Origin of the sequence: Citrobacter sp. CK199, from assembly GCF_030333285.1 — a bacterium.
Lineage (GTDB): Bacteria > Pseudomonadota > Gammaproteobacteria > Enterobacterales > Enterobacteriaceae > Citrobacter_B > Citrobacter_B koseri.
This window is the reverse complement of record NZ_JAOWGF010000029.1, coordinates 320,742-341,236: the sequence shown is the minus strand read 5'-3', so window position 1 is coordinate 341,236 and position 20,495 is coordinate 320,742. Positions and strand designations below refer to the sequence as shown.

The following is a 20,495-nucleotide window of genomic DNA, read 5'->3' as shown; positions in this document are numbered from 1 at the left end:
GCGCCTTCTGCTGCCACCGCGTAGCAGAAGGCCTTATTGTTAATGAAACATGGAATACATCATGTCAATCAGCTCAGTGATCAAATCCTTGCAGGACATTATGCGCAAAGACGCCGGCGTGGACGGCGATGCGCAGCGCCTCGGCCAGCTCTCCTGGCTGCTGTTTCTGAAAATCTTTGACGCCCAGGAAGAGGCGCTGGAACTGGAGCAGGATAACTATCAGTATCCGATCCCGCAGCGCTACCTGTGGCGCACCTGGGCGGCAAACGCTGAGGGCATTACCGGCGATTCCCTGCTGGAATTCGTCAACGATGACCTGTTCCCGGCGCTGAAAAACCTCACCGCGCCTATTGATAAAAACCCGCGCGGCTTTGTGGTTAGACAGGCGTTCAGCGATGCCTATAACTACATGAAAAACGGCACCCTGCTGCGTCAGGTGATCAACAAGCTCAACGAAATCGACTTCACCAGCGCCAGCGAACGCCACCTGTTCGGCGACATTTACGAACAGATCCTCAAAGATCTGCAATCGGCGGGCAATGCCGGTGAGTTTTATACCCCGCGCGCCGTCACCCGCTTTATGGTCGATCGCGTCGATCCGAAGCTCGGCGAGTCGATTATGGACCCCGCCTGCGGCACCGGCGGCTTCCTCGCCTGCGCGTTCGATCACGTAAAAAACAACTACGTGAAGAGCGTGGCCGATCACCAGACGCTGCAACAGCAGATCCACGGCGTGGAGAAAAAACAGCTCCCGCACCTGCTGGCGACCACCAATATGCTGCTGCACGGTATCGAAGTGCCGGTGCAAATTCGTCACGACAACACCCTCAACAAGCCGCTGTCGTCGTGGGATGAACAGCTGGATGTGATCGTCACCAACCCGCCCTTCGGCGGCACCGAAGAAGACGGCATCGAGAAGAACTTCCCGGCAGAAATGCAAACCCGCGAAACGGCGGATCTGTTCCTGCAACTGATCATTGAAGTGCTGGCGAAAAATGGTCGTGCGGCGGTGGTGCTGCCGGACGGCACGCTGTTTGGCGAAGGCGTGAAAACCAAGATCAAAAAGCTGCTCACCGAGGAGTGCAACCTGCACACCATCGTGCGTCTGCCGAACGGCGTGTTTAACCCGTACACCGGGATCAAAACCAACCTGCTGTTCTTTACCAAAGGCCAGCCGACGAAAGACATCTGGTTCTACGAGCACCCGTACCCGGCGGGCGTGAAGAACTACAGCAAAACCAAGCCGATGAAGTTTGAAGAGTTCCAGGCCGAGATCGACTGGTGGGGCAACGAGGCCGACGGCTTCGCCAGCCGCGTCGAGAACGAACAGGCGTGGAAGGTCAGCATCGACGAGGTGATTGCCCGCAACTTTAACCTCGATATCAAGAACCCGCACCAGGCGGAAACCGTCAGCCACGATCCGGACGAACTGCTCACGCAGTACGCGAAGCAGCAGGAAGCAATCCAGACTCTGCGCCACCAGCTGCGCGATATCCTCGGCGCGGCGCTCTCCGGCAAGGAGGCTAACTGATGGCGGTGGAAAAACTGATTGTCGACCATATCGATACCTGGACCACGGCGCTGCAAACCCGCTCCACGGCGGGGCGCGGCAGCTCGGGTAAGATTGACCTGTATGGCATCAAGAAGCTGCGCGAGCTGATTCTGGAGCTGGCGGTGCGCGGCAAGCTGGTGCCACAGGATCCGAACGATGAACCGGCGTCGGAGCTGCTGAAACGCATTGCGGCGGAAAAAGCCGAGCTGGTGAAGCAGGGGAAAATTAAGAAGCAGAAGCCGCTGCCGGAGATTAGCGAAGAGGAGAAACCGTTTGAGCTGCCGGTGGGGTGGGAATGGGTTCGTCTAGGAGAAATAGTAGAAGTTTTAGACTATATGAGGAAACCCATTTCAAAAGATGAGCGAACACAGGGTATATATCCTTATTATGGCGCTTCAGGCATTGTTGATCATGTCAGCGATTATATATTTGATGATAAATTAGTGCTTGTTGGAGAGGATGGTGCTAAATGGGGGAAGGGTGATAAGACTGCGTTCTGTATTTCAGGAAAAAGTTGGGTAAATAATCATGTGCATGTCCTAAAAGTATTCAACTCAATTATAACCAATGAGTTTTTAGTTAATTACTTAACTATTTCCGATCTAGCACATTTTATTACTGGAACAACTGTTCCAAAACTTAACCAAGCAAAATTAATATCTATCCCTGTTATTATTTCACCAATTAAGACACAAATTAATATTAACGCCAAGATCGAACAGTTAATGTCCCTCTGCGACCAGCTAGAACAGCACTCCCTGACCAGCCTGGACGCCCATCAGCAGCTGGTTGAAACCCTGCTGACCACGCTAACCGACAGCCAAAACGCCGATGAACTGGCCGAAAACTGGGCACGTATCAGCGAACATTTCGATACGCTGTTTACCACCGAAGCCAGCATTGATGCCTTAAAACAGACCATTCTACAGCTGGCGGTGATGGGCAAACTGGTGCCGCAGGATCCGAGCGACGAACCGGCCTCTGAACTGCTCAAACGTATTACGCAGGAAAAGGCGCAGTTGGTAAAAGACGGGAAAATGAAAAAGCAAAAGCCGTTGCCACCGATTAGTGATGAGGAAAAACCGTTTGAACTGCCAGATGGGTGGGAATGGGTTAAATTGGGAAATATACTCCATGATATAAAATATGGAACTTCTCAAAAATGTGATTATAATATTGCAGGCTATCCTGTTCTAAGAATTCCTAATATTGTAAAAGGTATTATCGATCTTACCGACATAAAGTATGGTGTATTAACCGATTCTGAATTAAAAGATCTTACACTAAATAAAAATGATCTTTTATTTATAAGATCTAATGGCAGCACTAATATTGTCGGTCAAAGTACATTAGTTCAACACGATTTAAAAGACCATGCTTATGCTGGTTATATAATTAGAGTGCGACTACATAACGAATATATTAATGCCAGATATATAAACATGGTAATGAAATCAAATTTAATACGTGAGCAAATTGAAGGTCCGATTAGAACAACTACAGGCGTCAAAAACATTAATTCAAATGAACTTATGGGACTTCTTGTACCTCTTCCATCAAAAAATGAACAAGGGGTAATCATTAAAAAAATTAGTGAGATAGATACAACTTTATCAAATTTGAAAGTTAGCATCCAATCCGCCCAACAAACCCAGCTCCACCTGGCCGACGCCCTCACCGACGCCGCCATAAATTAACCCGCCCCCAGAAACCAATAAAGCGGCTAAATAGCCGCTTTATTCCCATCACCAGAAATAATCCATCCCCGTATCCCCGCCCTTATTTTCATTCATTTTCAGCTGGACTTTCCTTCTATTCCCTGATGATATATCCAGGTATTTTTCGCAAGACGCCCGTGCTGGAACACGAGCGCCTCGCTAATCACAATCACTATTTAGAGAGAATAGCCATCATGACTACCCCGCATTCTATTGCAGAATTCACCGATCCAGAAGTCTCCCCAACAAATAACCGCGTTGCCACCGTCAGTTATGCGAGCCGCTACCCGGAATACACCCGTATTCCCGCCATTACCCTGAAAGGCCAGTGGCTGGAAACCGCCGGTTTTACCACCGGCAGCAAAATGGATATCAAGGTGATGGCAGGCTGTATTGTGCTGACGACAAAGCAGTCGGAGCCTGAAGAACCGGCGTTATTGCAGTCGCTGCGTCGGGTGTGCAAACTGTCCGCGCATAAGCAACAGCAGGTGCAGGAGTTTATCGACGTAATTTCGGCGAAGCCTGCCAGGCAGAAATAACCGCCCGAATGCCCGGCGGCGCTGCGCTTACCGGGCCTACAAATCAACTACGTAGGCCGGATAAGGCGAAGCCGCCATCCGGCACTCACTCCCCCTCCCCCCACTCACTCAGTAATCACAAACCGCGTCGCAGCAAAGCAGTTGAGGATGCGGTGGACCAGAAACACCATCGTCAGCGTCGCCACCAGCGCGACGGTGACTGAGGTGATGCGGTACAGATCGCTGAACACCAGATCGCTGTCCGGGTGCAGGTTCTGGCCGAACATAATGCCGATGGTGGTGATACTGGCAAAACCGACGCCCGCGCCAACCTTTTCCATCACATGCAGACGAGCGCTGAAGCCTAGCCCGAGGCCGATCAGCGGCATCATCAGTAGCATATGGTTGCTGAAGTCATAAATGAGCAGTTGCACCAGCAGAATATACAGGCAGGCCAGCACCACGCCGACGACACGCCAGATAGAGCTGATCACCGCGCCACGATAATGCATCGGAAACAAAATCAAAATTCCCGCCATCAGCGCCGACAGCGAATCGCTCAAATCGCAGATCTGGAAAATCACAAAGATCATCGTCGCCACGGTGCCGGAAAGCAGCGACTCATGGCGAATACGGGCGGCATCTTTCTCAATACGCGGCGGCGGCTGACGCGGTTCGACATCCGGGATCAGATAGTGCAGCAGCGCGCTCAGGGCTACCGCCATCACGCAGGCCTCCATATTGGAGAACATCAGCGTGTGCCAGTTGGTGCCAGGGTAACTCATAAAGTTGAGCATCGTGCTCTGGCACACCACGCCCATCGAACCGAGCAAAAACAGCGGCCCCTTGCTCATAAAACGAAAGCGCATCACGTACAGGCCAAACACCACCAGCGTCATAATTACCGGCCACTGCGAGAGATAGCCGACAATCAACACCATTTCAACGCAGTTCACCGCCGCGCTGAATACAAACTGACGAGCCACATGGCGGTTAAACACCGGCACCAACGACAACAGCATCAGCGGATAAACCACAAAAAACACGCCGTACTGCACGTTGTAAAAGGTCGAGATACTCAGCGCTATCGTCCCGGCAACGGAAATACGCACGGTCTGGCGAAAATCATTGGCGGTGTAGACAATATTCCCGTGCGGCGTAAAGACGTGGGCCAGGGTGTTAATAGACATAGTGAAGCCAGCTTACCAGGTGGATCTGCGCCCCTGCAAAGGTGCGGGCAAACATCCCCTCGCTGTTATACAACTGCACCGTAGCGCGGGCGCCGGTCGGCAGGGGGTTCTCCAGCGGGGTATCCAACGCAACGTGAATGCGCATACGCTGGGCATCGCGCACCCAGCGCGTTGACTGTTCCGGCTGCGACAGCTGTCCGTTAACCGCTTCCTGCCCGGCCAGAATCCCGGCGTCGCTGCTGGTCACATGCGCAGGAAACACTTTGCCCGGCATGGCGTCAAACACCACTGCGGCATCGGTATTTACGCGGGTGTGACGCAGACTTTTCTCACGAAAATCGGCCACAATATCGGTCTGGTTACTGACCAGCGCCATCAAAGGCGTGGCAGCGGTGGCGTAAAGCCCAGGGTTGAGCTGGAGATTGCTCACCGTCCCGTCGGTTTCCGCCCGCACCTTCGTCCAGCCCAGGTTCAGTTGCGCCTCCTCCAGCGCATTGCGGTATTTTTGCAGCGTCACATTGCGACTGTCGTCGCGTTCACCGCGCTGGATCAGCAGGTTCTGGATACTGGCATTCAGCGCCGCCACCGACTGCTCGCTGGTCTGCCAGGTGGTGCGCACTTTATCCAGATCCGACTGAGAAACATTCTGCATCGCGCTCAGCCGCTGATAGCGGTCAAGCGTGAGCTTATCGTTGCGGGCGGTGTATTGCGCGGTGCGCAGGTTGGCGCGCGCAGAGGCGATCTGCGCATCCAGCTGTTGGTTGCTCAGTTTCGCCTGCTCAAAGGCAATCTGTGCGGCCTCAACTTTATTGATAAACGGCGTTGGGTCCAGTTCATACAACAGGTCGCCCTTTTTCACCTGGCTATTGTTGCGTACGTAGACGTGAGAGACATAGCCGGAGACGCGCGAGGAGACCGGCGTCACCACGCGCATCACGGTGGAATCCGGCGTCAGCGGGATCCAGATATCGGCAACAATAAACCAGGCGAATATTGCAAGGAAAGCGGCAATACTCACCCTTACCCAACGGGCAAATTTTTGTTCTGGGGTCATCATAGTTTTTTAGAGTTAATTATCTTCTTCGCGGATTAACCGCAGATTGCAGGCGATTTGATTTAATGTGGCGCTGAAGGCGGCAAGTTCCGCTTCCGGGATAGTGCGGGTGACGCGTTGCTGATAGGTCTCAATCACCCGGTTCAGTTCTTCCAGCCTTGAACGGCCTTGCGCTGTCAGCGTCAGCAGGCGGATGCGTTTGTCATATGGCGATGTTGAACGCACCAGATAGCCCTGTTTTTCCAGTTGCGTGAGGGTACGCATCAGCGGTGGCAGCTCAATGCCCTGCACCTCCGCCAGTTCGCTGACCGAGACGTTGTCTCCCAACTGATGCAGTTGCATCAGCACCGTCCAGCTTGACTGCGTCAGGCCGGTATCGGTGATGGCAGCATCAATAATTGCACGCCACTGGCGTACCACCATTGCCATGCGCATCCCCATCGGACGTCGGGCAAACAGTTCATCTTCAGTCATCTCTCTTTCCCCTCTTAGCAGATGGGAAAATAATACTTATCAGGATAAGTATCAAGAAACAGCTGATAAGGAAGCATCAATTGATAAATTACGTGAATGTAAAAAAGGCCGGACTGAATACAGCCCAGCCTCTGTGATGTTACGGGGGATCACTCAATCTGATCCCGTCGCAGCCCCACATCCTTTAACTGTTCATCGTTCATGCGTTGCAATACGCGCTGCGTCTGCGCCCGCAGTCGCCATCTTTTTAGTGCTCGCCAGACCTGAACAAAACCAATAAACGGCTGTTTTGCGCGATTCTCGTGAAATTCCATACTCCACCTCCCCACCTGGTCAGAGGCTTTATCTTCCCGGATCTTCACCACCACAATACAGATTCAAAAAATACTTTTCTTTGCCATACAGATTGGCTAAAACGGTATCTGAACGCGATTTCGACCACCGTTCTGTACTGGTTTTTCCATCTGTATGGCAAGAGTGAGGGATACAGCATGACGCGTTACCAACATCTGGCTAATCTGCTGGCCGAGCGTATTGAGCAAGGGCTGTATCGCCACGGGGAAAAATTGCCCTCGGTGCGTAGCCTGAGTCAGGAGCATGGGGTGAGCATCAGTACCGTACAGCAGGCATATCAGACGCTGGAGACGTTGCAGCTCATCACTCCACAGCCGCGCTCCGGCTACTTTGTCGCCCCGCGCAAGGCGCAACCGCCGGTGCCGCTGATGTCACGCCCGGTACAGCGACCGGTAGAGATCACCCAGTGGGATCAGGTGCTGGACATGCTGGAAGGGCACAACGACAAATCAATCATTCCTTTCAGCAGCGGCGTCCCCGATATCCACCAACCCAGCCTGAAACCGCTCTGGCGCGAGCTAAGCCGCGTGGCGCAACATAACCTGGGGGCGGTGCTGGGCTACGATGAACTGGCCGGATACCGCGAACTGCGGGAACAGATCGCCCGCCTGATGCTTGACAGCGGTTCGGTCGTCAACGCTGATGATATCGTTATCACCAACGGTAGCCAGAGCGGTTTGTCGCTGGCGCTGCTGACCGTCTGCCAGGCAGGCGATATTGTCGCCGTCGAATCCCCCGCCTATTACGGCACCATGCAGCTCCTGCGCGGCTTAGGAATAAAAGTCATTGAAATCCCGACCGACCCAGATACCGGTATCAGTATTGAAGCACTGGAACTGGCGCTGGATCAGTGGCCGATTAAAGGGGTTATCCTCGTACCAAACTGCAATAATCCCCTCGGGTTTATTATGCCGGACGCACGCAAACGGGCAGTGCTCAGCCTCGCGCAGCGCCACGATATTGTGATTTTTGAAGATGACGTGTATGGCGAGCTGGCGACGGATTACCCGCGCCCCCGCACCATCCACTCCTGGGATATCGATGGTCGGGTGCTATTGTGCAGTTCGTTTACCAAATCCGTCGCGCCGGGCCTGCGCGTGGGCTGGGTCGCTCCGGGTCGTTACCACGATCGGCTGCTGCATATGAAATACGCCGTCATCGGCACCAACGTTCCCGCCACGCAACTGGCGGCGGCCACCTTCGTCCGCGAGGGCCACTATCACCGTCATGTCCGGCGAATGCGCCAAATCTACCAGCGCAACATGGAGATCTATACCTGCTGGGTACGCGAATATTTTCCCTGCGGGATCTGCGTCACCCGACCAAAAGGCGGCTTTATGCTATGGGTCGAGCTGCCGGAGCATATCGATATGGTCTGCGTCGCCAGACAGCTATGCCGCCTGAAAATCCAGGTCGCGCCGGGGTCACTGTTTTCCGCCTCCGGGAAGTATCGCAACTGCGTGCGCATCAACTGTGCGTTACCGCCGAACGAGAAACATCGTGAAGTGATGCAAAAACTTGGAGAGGCGGTGAAGGTGGCGATGGAATAAGCCCGCCCGGCAGAACGGCGTTTACCGGGCCAGTGATGCGCTGGCGAATATGTATTTAGTGGTTCAGCGCGATAACCTCTTCAACAGCAAGTCCGGTGATACGTAAAACCGTATCGCGATCGATGCCGTCTTCCAGCATTGTACGCGCGATACGCTGCGCCTCAGCCCGTTGGCCTTGCTGCATACCCTCCTGGCGACCCGCTTCATGTAATCGTTCAGCTATCGTCATCAGACTCTCCTTGTGTTGGGGGGAACGTTCGGCTACCTCGTGAATAAACTGGCTAAAACGAGATGCATCGCCGCACTGCATCATATAATTAAACAGCACTTTAAGCTGGCTGTCAGTAGTGTATCCCATCACCAAAAGTGAGGCCAGTTGCTCCACCAGCCCCATCAGGTCACGCTGGCGGATATGTTTTTGTATCAACTCCAGCAAGGCAATACGCCGATGTTGCATGATCTCACTATCCGGCGTCACGGTGATATCCACCAGCGGAAAGGCCGCAGCATAAAGCTGCCTCGCCAGTTCCGGGTCGGCAAACTCATCCAACCAGCATAAGGAATAGGGATAGGGATAGGGATAGGGGCTGTCGATACCGTGATAAAACAACATCGGCACCACCAGAAGGAGTCGTTTATGCCCGGCATCCAGGTGATGTTGCATCGCGGCAATCGCATAACGCATCAAACGAAACGCCATATGCGCATCCGGTGAACTCTGATGCTCAATCACAACATAAATATAGCCATCTCCCTCTGTCGTTTTCAGCGACCAGAGCACATCAGAATAATAAGCGCGCAAATCCTCCTCGATAAAGCTGCCGGACTCCAGCTTCAGCGTGCTCAAGTCACAAAGCTCAAGCAGCGCAAGAGGAAGATGAATTTCAAGAAAATCACGTGCGGTATTGGGGTGACATAAAAACGTTTTGAAAACCGCATCATGCGGGGTGGATGTCGTTCCTTTTTTCATGGCAATCCATCGCGTGTTAAACAACCCGGCGTCACCTTACCTTGTCAGGATGCCAACGACATTCGGTATTATGCGTTGCTGCGAGGCGCTATCAACGATAAATTCACCTTTCTGCAAGGCGTACATTTTTTCTGAATACGCCACGCAGAAATATTTCACTGTACCCGTTCAGGGTTTTCTCCGACATGGAGTGCGATTTATATGCAACGGATACGTCAATTCTTCTCCCGGCGCGCGACAACGCTATTTTTCCCGATGGCGCTGATTCTGTACGACTTTGCCGCCTACCTGTCGACGGATTTGATTCAGCCGGGCATCATCCATGTCGTGCATGATTTCAATGCCGATGTCAGCCTGGCTCCGGCATCCGTCAGTCTCTATCTGGCCGGAGGGATGGCATTGCAGTGGTTGCTCGGCCCGCTTTCCGACCGGATTGGCCGCCGACCGGTGCTGATTACGGGCGCGCTTATTTTCACCATTGCCTGCGCCGCCACGCTCCTTACAACGTCAATGACGCAGTTTCTGGTCGCGCGTTTCATTCAGGGCACCAGCATCTGTTTTATCGCCACGGTCGGTTACGTCACCGTGCAGGAAGCCTTCGGCCAGACCAAAGCCATAAAACTGATGGCGATCATCACCTCAATAGTCCTGGTTGCGCCGGTTATCGGCCCGCTCTCAGGCGCTGCGCTAATGCACTTTGTTCACTGGAAAGCCCTGTTCGGCATTATTGCGCTGATGGGGCTGATCGCCCTGTGCGGCCTGGCGCTGGCGATGCCAGAGACGGTACAACGCGGCGCGGCGCCGTTTAGCATTCCCGCTGTCCTCCGTGATTTTCGCCACGTCTTTCACAACCGGATTTTCCTCTTCGGCGCCGCAACGCTTTCGCTGAGCTACATCCCGCTAATGAGTTGGGTGGCGGTCTCGCCAGTAATCTTAATCGACACGGGCGGCATGACTACCGCGCAGTTCGCCTGGGTGCAGGTGCCGGTGTTTGGCGCGGTAATCATCGCCAATATGATGGTCGCTCGGGTGGTGAAAGATCCCGGCGATCCGCGTTTTATCTGGCGCGCACCGCCGATACAGCTTGTCGGTCTGGCCATCCTGATCGCAGGAAATCTGTTGTGGCCTCATGTCTGGCTGTGGTCAGTGCTGGGCACCAGTCTGTACGCTTTCGGGATCGGGATGATTTTCTCGACGTTGTTCCGCTTTACGCTGTTTTCCAACACTCTGCCTAAAGGCACCGTCTCAGCATCGCTGAATATCGTCATCCTGACAGTCATGGCCGTCGCTATCGAAGTCGGACGCGGGCTGTGGTTTAACGGCGGCAAGATTCCGTTTCATCTGCTGGCGGTGGTGGCAGGAATTGCGGCGGTGTTCACATTGAAAGGGCTATTACAGCGCGTGCGTCAGTATGAGGTAACAGAACTGGCAACTGAGAAATAAACTCATGCCTGATAGCGCTACGCCAGAAGGCCTTCACCGCAGGTAGCCCGGGATGATCTTTTGCACGATCCCCCCGTCTGGCTCTATCCTTAACGCTATGAATAAAATTGCTGAACTCAAACGCGCCAAACGACTGGCGCTCTCGCTGCTGCTGATTGCCGCCGCCACGTTCATCACGACGCTTTTCCTGCCGCCAAATTTTTGGGTACTCGGCATTAAAGCCATTGCGGAAGCGGCAATGGTGGGCGCACTGGCAGACTGGTTCGCCGTCGTGGCGCTGTTTCGTCGGGTGCCGATCCCGTTTATCGCGCAGCATACCGCCATTATCCCGCGTAATAAGGATCGAATCGGCGAAAATCTTGGCCAGTTCGTGCAGGAGAAATTTCTTGATACCCAGTCGCTGGTCGCGCTCATTCGCCGTCATGAACCGGCCTTGCTGATCGGCAACTGGTTCAGTCAGCCGGATAACGCCCGGCGGGTTGGGATGCATTTGCTGCAAATCATGAGCGGTTTTCTCGAACTGACGGACGACGCCCGTATTCAGCGCCTGCTCAAGCGGGCGGTACACAAAGCGATCGATAAAGTGGACTTCTCTGGCACCAGCGCGTTAATGCTGGAGAGTATGACCAAAAACGATCGTCATCAGGTACTGCTGGACACCCTGATCGCGCAGTTGATCGCCCTGCTTCAGCGCGACAGCTCACGCGCGTTTATCGCGCAGCAAATCGTGCGCTGGCTGGAGACGGAACATCCGCTAAAAGCAAAAATTTTACCGACCGAATGGCTGGGGGAACACAGCGCAGAACTGGTTTCCGATGCGGTGAATTCGCTGCTGGATGATATCAGCCACGACCAGGCGCACCAGATCCGCCACGCCTTCGATCGCGCCACCTTTAAGCTGATCGACAAACTCAAAAACGATCCAGAGATGGCCTCCCGGGCGGAAAGCATCAAAGCGTACCTGAAAGAAGATGAGGCGTTTAACCATTATCTTGGTGAACTCTGGGCTGATTTACGCCAGTGGCTGAAGGCAGATATTAACGCAGAGGGTTCCCGCGTGAAGCAGCGGATCGCCCATGCCGGGCAATGGTTCGGCGAAACGCTGGTGGCGGATGATGCCCTTCGCGCTTCGCTCAACGGCCATCTGGAACAGGCTGCGCACCGGGTCGCGCCGGAGTTCGCCGCGTTTCTGACGCGCCACATCAGCGACACGGTAAAAAGCTGGGATGCCCGCGATATGTCACGCCAGATAGAGCTGAACATCGGCAAAGATTTGCAGTTTATCCGCGTCAACGGCACGCTGGTCGGCGGCTCCATCGGGCTGGTGTTGTATCTGCTGTCACAAATACCGTCCCTGCTGACGTTACCCAACTTTTAAGCAGATCAATAAACACCTGGTTTTTACAGGGTTATAATGCGTGGTCTTTTCATTGTCTCCCGTGTTACGGGGAAGGAAAACCATGTCGCTTATCACCGATCTACCCGCCATTTTTAACCAGTTCTCCGACGCCCGTCAGAAAGGCTTTCTCACCGTCATGGATCTTAAAGAACAGGGGGTTCCACTGGTCGGCACCTACTGCACGTTTATGCCGCAGGAGATCCCAATGGCGGCGGGCGCGGTTGTCGTTTCCCTGTGTTCAACGTCGGACGAAACCATCGAAGAAGCCGAAAAGGATCTGCCGCGCAACCTGTGTCCGCTGATCAAAAGCAGCTACGGCTTCGGCAAAACGGACAAATGCCCCTACTTTTATTTTTCCGATCTGGTGGTGGGCGAAACCACCTGCGACGGCAAAAAGAAAATGTACGAATACATGGCCGAATTTAAGACAGTACACGTCATGCAACTGCCCAACAGCGCCAATGACGCCGCCTCCCGTGCGTTATGGAAAGCAGAGATCCTGCGTCTGCAACAGGCTGTGGAAACGCGTTTTGGCCGCCCCATCAGCGAAACCGCCCTGCGCGACGCGATCGTATTGAAAAACCGCGAACGCCGCGCGCTGGCCAATTTCTACCGCGTCGGCCAGCTTAATCCTCCTGCTCTTAGCGGCAGCGATATCCTGAAAGTGGTGTACGGCGCGACGTTTCGTTTTGATAAAGAAGCGCTTATCGACGAGCTCAACGGCATGGCTGACCGCGTGCGCCAGGAGTGGCAGGACGGCAAGCGGCTGGACGCCCGCCCGCGCATTCTGATCACCGGCTGCCCGATTGGCGGCGCGGCAGAAAAAGTGGTACGCGCCATTGAAGAAAACGGCGGTTGGGTCGTCGGATTTGAAAACTGCACGGGGGCAAAAGCCACCGAACAGTGCGTTGAAGAGACGGGCGATGTCTATGACGCGCTGACCGACAAATACCTCGCAATTGGCTGTTCCTGCATTTCGCCCAACGACCAGCGGCTGACGTTGCTCAGCCAGATGGTAGAGGAGTATCAGGCGGACGGTGTCGTGGATGTGATTTTGCAGGCCTGTCATACCTATGCCGTTGAGTCTATGGCGATTAAGCGCCACGTACGCCAACAGCACAACATCCCTTATATCGCCATCGAAACGGACTACTCCACTTCGGATATCGGGCAACTCAGCACCCGCGTCGCGGCCTTTATCGAAATGCTGTAAGGAGCGCCCGTGACGTATTCGATTGGCATTGATTCCGGCTCCACGGCGACAAAAGGCGTTTTGCTGGCGGAGGGCGTTATCACACGCCGTTTCCTCTGCCCCACGCCGTTTCGCCCCGCCGATGCTATCCACGAGGCGTGGGAAACGCTAAACGCAGGGCTGGACACGCGCCCGTTTCTGACGCTAACCGGCTACGGACGCCAGTTGGTTGATTTTGCCGATAAACAGGTGACAGAAATCTCCTGTCACGGGCTGGGGGCACGCTTTCTGGCTCCTGAAACCCGCACGGTCATCGACATTGGCGGCCAGGACAGCAAGGTTATTCAGCTGGATAACGACGGTAATCTCACCGACTTTCTGATGAATGATAAATGTGCCGCCGGAACCGGGCGTTTTCTGGAGGTGATTTCGCGCACCCTCGGCGCCAGCGTGGATCAACTGGATACGATCACCGACGGCATTGAGCCTCATGCTATCACCAGCATGTGCACGGTTTTTGCCGAGTCTGAAGTGATCAGCCTGCGCTCTGCGGGCGTTGCGCCAGAAGCCATTCTTTCCGGCGTGATCAACGCGATGGCCAGACGTAGCGCCAATTTTATCGGCCGACTGTCTGCCGGGGGACCTTTGCTGTTTACCGGCGGCGTCAGCCACTGTGCGGCATTCGCGCGTATGCTGGAAAGACACGTTGCGATGCCGGTTTACACCCATCCTGACGCGCAGTTTGCCGGGGCCATTGGTGCGGCGCTGATTGGTCAACGCCAGAGAAAACGCGGATGACGGAATATCTGTTTTTATTTCATTCGACGGTGGGCGTCATTCAGACCCGCAAAGCGCTTCAGGCTGCGGGAATGACCTTTCGGGTGGCGGATATTCCGCGCCAGCTACGCGGCGGCTGCGGGTTATGTATTTACCTGCACTGCCCCCCCGGCGAAGAAACGCAGTGGATTATCCCCGGTCATACCGAATCCATCTATCGCTGCGTGGATGATGGCTGGCACTGCGTAAAAACGATCGACGCCTGCTGAATTTCCCAACGCGTATACCTTGCCGGGCTCTCACATACCCTCTATTTTTTACTTTTTATTATCATTTACACATGTAATATAACAAACACAAATTAACGCGCTAAGTGAGAGCAAGTATGGTTCAGGGCAATGCCGATTCAAACCGTCATGCCATCAGTACGGCACTCTTCGGCTTAATGGTACTAACGCTGGGAATGGGGATCGGACGTTTTCTGTATACCCCGATGCTACCGGTCCTGCTGTCTGAAGGTCAGTTTACCTTCGCGGCGCTTTCCTGGATTGCCAGCGCCAACTACGCGGGGTATCTGGCGGGCAGCCTGTTGTTCTCCTTCGGCGCCTTTCACCTCCCCTCTCGCTTACGGCCAATGCTGTTGACGTCGGCGGTAGCAACCGGAGGATTAATCCTTGCGATGGCGATATTTACGCAACCTGCCATCGTGATGCTGATCCGTTTTCTGGCCGGGGTCGCCAGCGCCGGAATGATGATTTTTGGCTCGATGATCGTCCTGCAACATACCCGTCACCCGTTTGTGATTGCGTCGCTTTTCTCCGGCGTTGGCGCCGGTATCTTGCTGGGCAACGAGTATGTTATCGCCGGTTTACGCTATGCGCTTTCTTCCCATGCACTGTGGTCAGGCGCTGCCGTTATCTCCGCCGTGTTACTGCTGCTCCTGGCGTTCCTCATCCCTGCCCGCGCCCACGCGTTGCCGCCCGCTCCTCCGGCGCCGACGCATCATCCGCTGATGCGCTGGTGGCAACTGGCGCTGCTGTATGGCTTCGCCGGATTTGGCTACATCATCGTCGCCACCTATCTGCCGCTGATGGCGAAAAACGCGGGCTCGCCGCTACTCACCGCCCATCTCTGGTCACTGGTAGGACTGGCGATCGTTCCCGGTTGTTTTGGCTGGCTGTGGGCGGCAAAGCGCTGGGGCGTATTACAATGCCTGACGGCGAATCTGCTGATTCAGGGGGTCTGCGTCATACTCACGCTCGCCAGCGACGCACTGCCGCTTCTTATTATCAGCAGCATTGGTTTTGGCGCGACGTTCATGGGGACAACCTCTCTGGTGATGCCGCTGGCGCGGCAACTGAGCGTGCCGGGGAATATCAATCTGTTGGGTCTTGTCACGCTTACCTACGGCATCGGTCAGATCGTCGGCCCACTGTTAACCAGCCTGCTAGGCAGCGGCACGGAGGCGATCGCCAGCGCAACGCTTTGTGGCGCTGCGGCCTTATTTTTCGGCGCCGTCATCAGCATGATTCAACTTGTTAAGCAGCGGCAGTTTACGCAAAAAAGAGAATGCTGAAGAGCGCTGATGGCAAGCAGAGTGAACAGGTTGCCCATTAACAACCCTGACATAGCAGGTTTACCCCTGCGCTTAACCGTGATACGGTCATTTTTATGAACAAACAGACTGCGATTCCCCAACGCCATAACCGCTGGTGGCTGCCTGACTAAAGGCGGCACGGTTCTGTTTTATCCCCGTATTAATAGCCGCCGAAAGGCGGCTATTGCGTTCCAGAGACGTCTTTCGGTTTTTTCACGTAAAGGAGTCTTTAATGAACACAAAACCCACCATTCTGACCGGCGATCGCCCTACGGGCGCCCTGCACCTCGGGCACTACGTTGGCTCACTGCGCCAGCGCGTTGCCTTGCAGCATACCCATCAACAATTTGTGCTGATTGCTGACCTGCAAGGGCTGACCGATAACGGTACGAACCCGCAAAAGATCCGCGACAACATCCCGGAAGTGCTGGCGGATTATCTGGCCGCCGGAATCGACCCTGAACTCACCACGCTCTGCCTGCAATCCGCCTTACCTGCACTGGCGGAACTGACCATGCTGTATATGAATGTCGTTACTGTCGCCCGCGTAGAGCGTAATCCGACGGTGAAAAATGAAATTGCGCAGAAAGGCTTTACCCGCTCGTTACCGGTCGGATTTATGGTCTACCCCATCAGCCAGGCGGCGGATATCACCGCGTTTAAAGCGGAATATGTGCCCGTAGGAGACGATCAGTTGCCGATGATCGAGCAGACTAACGAAATCGTACACAAGATGAACAGCCTGCTGCCTGCCCCACTGCTACGTCACTGTCAGGCGATTCTGAGCGACACCAGCCGCCTGCCCGGCATCGATGGCGGCGCTAAAATGTCAAAATCTCTCGGCAATACCCTGCAACTCTCCGCCAGTGAAGAGACGATCCACAAAGCGGTTAGCGCCATGTACACCGATCCTCACCACCTTAACGTCAGCGATCCGGGTCAGATCGAAGGAAATGTCGTGTTCACCTGGCTGGATGCCTTTCACCCGGACAAAACGAAAGTCGCGGCGATGAAAGCGCATTATCAGCAGGGCGGGCTTGGCGATCGCACCTGTAAAAACGAACTGGAAACCTGTTTGCAGGAGTTGATTGCCCCAATGCGCGAGCGGCGGGCAACCTATATTCAGGATAAAGGCATGCTGATGCAGATACTGCAACAAGGCAGTGAACGGGCGCATGAGGTCACACAGACAACGCTACGGGAAGTGAAACGCGGGCTGGGATTGCCCGTACTATTTTAACGCTTGTCAACCCGGCGGCAGGGTTGCCGATCGTGTTACTCCTCCACATTTTGCAGAGTGAACAAAAAGCTTTACACCACGCACACGATAAGAACGATGCGGCGATCTTTTACGCAATGCCTGCGCTGACTAAAATAGCGCCTGCATTTTAAACAGAGGATTGTTGTTATGTTGTTCTGGAAAAAGATGGTGAAGAAGATCGACGCATTCTCAACGTTGATTCCACCACGCTACTTCCGGGTGTAAATCCAGGCAGGCCTGTCAGCGACAGGCCTGATTGCTTTTGTGAGTTTTATTCTTGCGCAGTCCGCATTTTCTTAACACCACCACCCACACCCTCAGCCAGGCGTAACGATAAACCAGCGGATGCTGTAACCTGAGTAATGTCAGAAACATAGCGCCTCCCGCTAACGGAACGTCGGCAGCAAACCAAACACATCCAGCACCACCGTCAGATACACAATCCCTCCGCCGACAATTACCAGATTCAGCACCGTATTGTTACAGGGGGCGGTATAACGCGCCGTGGCAAAACGCTTACGGGACGCTTTCACCAGAAATGGCGGCAGGATCACGCTCCAGATGGTAAACGCCAGTCCCGCATAGCCAATCGCGTGGACAAAACCATTCGGGAAAAAGAAACAGACGGCAGCGGGCGGGAAATAGGTCACCAGCGCGGTTTTCAGTCTGCCGATGCCGTTATCCGGGAAGTGGAACAGATCGGCAATATAATCAAACAGACCCAGCGTAGCGGCCAGCAGCGAACTGGCAACGGCAAAGTTACCGAAAAAGGTCAGGATTAAATCCATATAGCGACTGGTAAACAGCCCACTGATGGCTTCCACAAACACATCAATATTGCCGCCTTTGGCAATGATCGGCGAAAACTCGGCGCGGCTGATATTGCCCATCGTCACCGCCAGCCAGAAGATATAGAGCAGCACGGCAAACAGGGTGCCAATCACGATGGAGCGCGTAATATGGGACACGCCGTGGGTGCCATACAGTTTCACCAGACTCGGCACATTGCCGTGAAAACCAAAGGAGATAATGCAGAACGGCAGCGTCATCAGAATATAGGGAAGATATTGCGTATTCGGCAGTGCGATGGCGACGCTATCGACCAGTTTCGCCACCTCAATATGGCCGATTAGCCCGGAGAACGTGGCAAAGAACGCCACAAACTTACCGACGATCAGAATGGTGGTGATCCGCCCGACCAGCAGCGAGCTGTACCAGGCGATTACGCCAACCAGCATACTGACGACAATAACGGAGATGTTTGCCGGGAAACGAAAACCGCTATATTTAAACACCGTCTGCGCCATCACCGCCGATGACCCGGAGATATACGCATAGGTTAAAATATAGAGTACAAAACCAAAGGCGATGCCAACCACGATATTCCACTTTCGCCCTAATAGATCCTGAGTAAAGGTGTTAAAACTGGCTCCGGCACCATAGTGAAGGTTCACTTCAACCAGCATCAGGCCGGTTAATAACATCATGATGGCAATAACGATCAGAATAACAGAGGCGCCGGGAAACCAGACTCCCGCCATCGCAATAGGCAGGGAGAACATTCCCCCGCCGACTACCGTTGCGATGACAAGCATCGTCCCGCTAATAAGTCCGGGGGAACTCTGTCGTTCAATGGCATTAATATCCATGATAAATGTTCCTGTTGACTATTAATTATAATTACGGCTGTCATTTGTACATCTTCGGATAATAAAAAACAAAAAGCCCCATTTAAAAATGGGGCTATCAATATCATTAAATATAATCAAAACGTGCAGTAAAGAAGCGCAACTGCTTAGGCTCATAAATAAACTTCAGCCCGCGAATATCCTCTTTATGCTTATAGAGTTTAATAATGCCATCGGCCACCACATCCATATGCGCATAAGTATAAACGCGGCGTGGAATAGTCAGGCGTACCGTTTCCAGTTTTGGCCGGTGGTGATCGCCCGTCTCTTTATTACGCCCTGCGGAGATGATGCCACGCTCCATGCTGCGCACGCCCGTTTCCATATAGATGCTTGCCGCCAGACTCTGCGCCGGGAACTGATCCTGGGTCAGGTGTTCGCAGAAGCGACGAGCATCGAGGAATACCGCATGGCCGCCTACCGGTTCAACAATCGGCACACCTGCCGCCTTCAGCTTATCGCCCAGATAACGAACCTGCTTCACACGGTGCTCAATGTACTCAAACTGCATGGATTCACGCAGACCAATGGCCATTGCTTCCATGTCGCGCCCGGCCAGACCGCCGTAGGATGGCATCCCTTCATATACCACCACCAGCTCTTTAGCCGCCGAGAACATCTCATCATCGTTCATGCACAGGAACCCGCCGATATTCACCAGGCAGTCTTTTTTCCCGCTCATGGTACACCCATCGGCGTAGCTGAACATTTCATGGACGATCTCTTTGATGCTCTTGTTCTCAAAGCCTTTTTCCTGCTCTTTGATGAAATAGGCGTTCTCTACGCAGCGGGTTGCATCGTAGAAGACTTTAATGCCATGCGCCTGCGTCAACTCCCTGACGGCACGCATATTCGTCATCGAGACCGGCTGACCGCCCGCAAGGTTCACCGTCACCGCCAGACAGATATAGGCAATATTTTCGGCGCCCTTTTCGTCAATCAGTTTTTGCAGCTTTTTAAGATCGATATCGCCTTTAAAGGCGATATTCAGACCGGCATCGTGCGCCTCATCACGGACGATATCCACAAAGGTGGCGCCATTTTTTTCCTGATGATAACGCGTGGTGGTGAAATACATATTCCCTGCAACATATTGCCCCGGTTTAATCGCCAGCTGCGATAGCAGGTTTTCCGCCCCGCGCCCCTGGTGCGTAGGAACAATATGTTTAAAGCCAAACAGCTCCTGAACCGTTCTTTCCAGATGATAAAAGTTTTCACTGCCTGCGTAGGCCTCATCACCAATCATCATCCCGGCCCACTGCTTATCACTCATGGCGTTCGTACCACTGTCCGTCAGCAGGTCGATATAGATATCTTTCGAGTTCAACAGGAAGGTATTGTAGCCCGCTTCCTGCATTTTTTGGATGCGCTCATCACGCGAGATCATAGATACAGTTTCAACGCTTTTAATACGGAAGGGTTCTGCCGGATAATTCATTTTGTTTCTCCAGTTAACAGTGGTCATGTTCGTATTAATGTGAAGTAAAGCATACCTGGCCCATCAATAAAGTTTGATGGAATATAACTATCCGCCTCCTGATTCAGGGGGAGAAATAATGTGAGGGCACTATGCAAGATTTAATTCATGAAGAAAATAGCTCCGTCAATATTCGCCATTGGCGTAAATCATAAAATCTGTAAATACGCGTGATTTAAATCACATAGCATTTTTTTACTGACTCAATTTCAACAAGTTATTTTTTATCTTTTGAATTGCAGTTTCCCTCCAGACGCGGTAAAAGAGAGAAAGCAGTGAAA

General features: G+C 53.5%; 18 protein-coding genes. 11 read left to right on the top strand and 7 right to left on the bottom strand.

The genetic code is table 11. The features are described from left to right. Nucleotides 1-61 precede the first annotated feature (61 nt). The 3 genes from OGX75_RS19935 (at nucleotide 62) to symE (ending at nucleotide 3,809) form a co-directional block, all read left to right on the top strand. The gene (locus OGX75_RS19935; RefSeq protein WP_024156552.1) at nucleotides 62-1,531 is read left to right on the top strand and encodes an N-6 DNA methylase; all 1,470 of its coding nucleotides are present in this window, start codon (nucleotides 62-64) and stop codon (nucleotides 1,529-1,531) included. Next, nucleotides 1,531-3,249 carry a restriction endonuclease subunit S gene (locus OGX75_RS19930; RefSeq protein ID WP_286451529.1) on the top strand — a complete coding sequence of 573 codons (1,719 nt, stop codon included), beginning with the start codon at nucleotides 1,531-1,533 and terminating at the stop codon, nucleotides 3,247-3,249. Before OGX75_RS19935 ends, OGX75_RS19930 begins: the two co-directional genes overlap by 1 nt. A 215-nt stretch (nucleotides 3,250-3,464) precedes the next feature. After that, nucleotides 3,465-3,809, top strand: a complete 345-nt coding sequence (gene symE / locus OGX75_RS19925; protein ID WP_286451528.1) for an endoribonuclease SymE — start codon at nucleotides 3,465-3,467, stop codon at nucleotides 3,807-3,809. A gap of 104 nt (nucleotides 3,810-3,913) precedes the next feature. On the opposite strand, the gene OGX75_RS19920 is transcribed toward symE, so the two are convergent. The 4 genes from OGX75_RS19920 to OGX75_RS19905 form a co-directional block, all read right to left on the bottom strand. Further along, nucleotides 3,914-4,978, bottom strand: a complete 1,065-nt coding sequence (locus tag OGX75_RS19920; protein ID WP_286451527.1) for a DUF2955 domain-containing protein — start codon at nucleotides 4,976-4,978, stop codon at nucleotides 3,914-3,916. After that, nucleotides 4,968-6,035 (bottom strand): HlyD family secretion protein, encoded by a 1,068-nt coding sequence (locus OGX75_RS19915; protein WP_047459142.1) that lies wholly within the window; start codon nucleotides 6,033-6,035, stop codon nucleotides 4,968-4,970. The genes OGX75_RS19920 and OGX75_RS19915 overlap by 11 nt, the downstream gene beginning before the upstream one ends. Before the next feature lie 12 nt (nucleotides 6,036-6,047). Next, nucleotides 6,048-6,506 carry a MarR family winged helix-turn-helix transcriptional regulator gene (locus OGX75_RS19910; RefSeq protein ID WP_012134229.1) on the bottom strand — a complete coding sequence of 153 codons (459 nt, stop codon included), beginning with the start codon at nucleotides 6,504-6,506 and terminating at the stop codon, nucleotides 6,048-6,050. Between the two features lie 149 nt (nucleotides 6,507-6,655). Continuing rightward, nucleotides 6,656-6,820, bottom strand: coding sequence for a DUF1127 domain-containing protein (locus OGX75_RS19905; protein ID WP_286451526.1), 165 nt, complete (start codon nucleotides 6,818-6,820; stop codon nucleotides 6,656-6,658). Between the two features lie 177 nt (nucleotides 6,821-6,997). Here OGX75_RS19905 and OGX75_RS19900 point away from each other — a divergent pair, with 177 nt between their 5' ends. Then, the gene (locus OGX75_RS19900; RefSeq protein WP_058668528.1) at nucleotides 6,998-8,410 is read left to right on the top strand and encodes an aminotransferase-like domain-containing protein; all 1,413 of its coding nucleotides are present in this window, start codon (nucleotides 6,998-7,000) and stop codon (nucleotides 8,408-8,410) included. Between the two features lie 55 nt (nucleotides 8,411-8,465). Here OGX75_RS19900 and OGX75_RS19895 read toward each other — a convergent pair whose 3' ends face one another. After that, on the bottom strand, nucleotides 8,466-9,380 hold the full coding sequence (locus OGX75_RS19895) for an Rpn family recombination-promoting nuclease/putative transposase (RefSeq protein WP_286451525.1): 915 nt from the start codon (nucleotides 9,378-9,380) through the stop codon (nucleotides 8,466-8,468). A gap of 201 nt (nucleotides 9,381-9,581) precedes the next feature. Here OGX75_RS19895 and mdtM point away from each other — a divergent pair, with 201 nt between their 5' ends. From mdtM to trpS, 7 genes are all read left to right on the top strand, one after another. Beyond that, a complete protein-coding gene (mdtM, locus tag OGX75_RS19890) occupies nucleotides 9,582-10,823 on the top strand; it encodes a multidrug efflux MFS transporter MdtM (protein ID WP_286451524.1) in 1,242 nt (413 codons plus the stop codon). Nucleotides 10,824-10,920: 97 nt separating this feature from the next. After that, the gene (locus OGX75_RS19885) at nucleotides 10,921-12,201 is read left to right on the top strand and encodes a DUF445 domain-containing protein (RefSeq protein ID WP_058669144.1); all 1,281 of its coding nucleotides are present in this window, start codon (nucleotides 10,921-10,923) and stop codon (nucleotides 12,199-12,201) included. An 82-nt stretch (nucleotides 12,202-12,283) separates the two neighbouring features. Continuing rightward, a complete protein-coding gene (locus tag OGX75_RS19880) occupies nucleotides 12,284-13,435 on the top strand; it encodes a double-cubane-cluster-containing anaerobic reductase (RefSeq protein WP_286451523.1) in 1,152 nt (383 codons plus the stop codon). A 9-nt stretch (nucleotides 13,436-13,444) separates the two neighbouring features. Beyond that, the gene (gene yjiL, locus OGX75_RS19875) at nucleotides 13,445-14,212 is read left to right on the top strand and encodes a putative 2-hydroxyacyl-CoA dehydratase activator YjiL (RefSeq protein ID WP_115182037.1); all 768 of its coding nucleotides are present in this window, start codon (nucleotides 13,445-13,447) and stop codon (nucleotides 14,210-14,212) included. Then, nucleotides 14,209-14,460: a putative Se/S carrier protein gene (locus OGX75_RS19870; protein WP_115182038.1), complete on the top strand. Its 252-nt coding sequence runs from the start codon at nucleotides 14,209-14,211 to the stop codon at nucleotides 14,458-14,460. The genes yjiL and OGX75_RS19870 overlap by 4 nt, the downstream gene beginning before the upstream one ends. Nucleotides 14,461-14,576: 116 nt before the next feature. Beyond that, the gene (locus OGX75_RS19865) at nucleotides 14,577-15,767 is read left to right on the top strand and encodes an MFS transporter (protein ID WP_104867815.1); all 1,191 of its coding nucleotides are present in this window, start codon (nucleotides 14,577-14,579) and stop codon (nucleotides 15,765-15,767) included. A 253-nt stretch (nucleotides 15,768-16,020) separates the two neighbouring features. Next, nucleotides 16,021-17,028: a tryptophan--tRNA ligase gene (gene trpS, locus OGX75_RS19860; protein ID WP_286451522.1), complete on the top strand. Its 1,008-nt coding sequence runs from the start codon at nucleotides 16,021-16,023 to the stop codon at nucleotides 17,026-17,028. Between the two features lie 407 nt (nucleotides 17,029-17,435). On the opposite strand, the gene OGX75_RS19855 is transcribed toward trpS, so the two are convergent. After that, entirely contained in the window at nucleotides 17,436-18,698 is a 1,263-nt protein-coding gene (locus OGX75_RS19855) for an aromatic amino acid transporter (protein WP_012134247.1), read from the bottom strand. Between the two features lie 106 nt (nucleotides 18,699-18,804). After that, nucleotides 18,805-20,175, bottom strand: coding sequence for a tyrosine phenol-lyase (locus OGX75_RS19850; RefSeq protein WP_047459198.1), 1,371 nt, complete (start codon nucleotides 20,173-20,175; stop codon nucleotides 18,805-18,807). Between the last annotated feature and the right edge of the window lie 320 nt (nucleotides 20,176-20,495).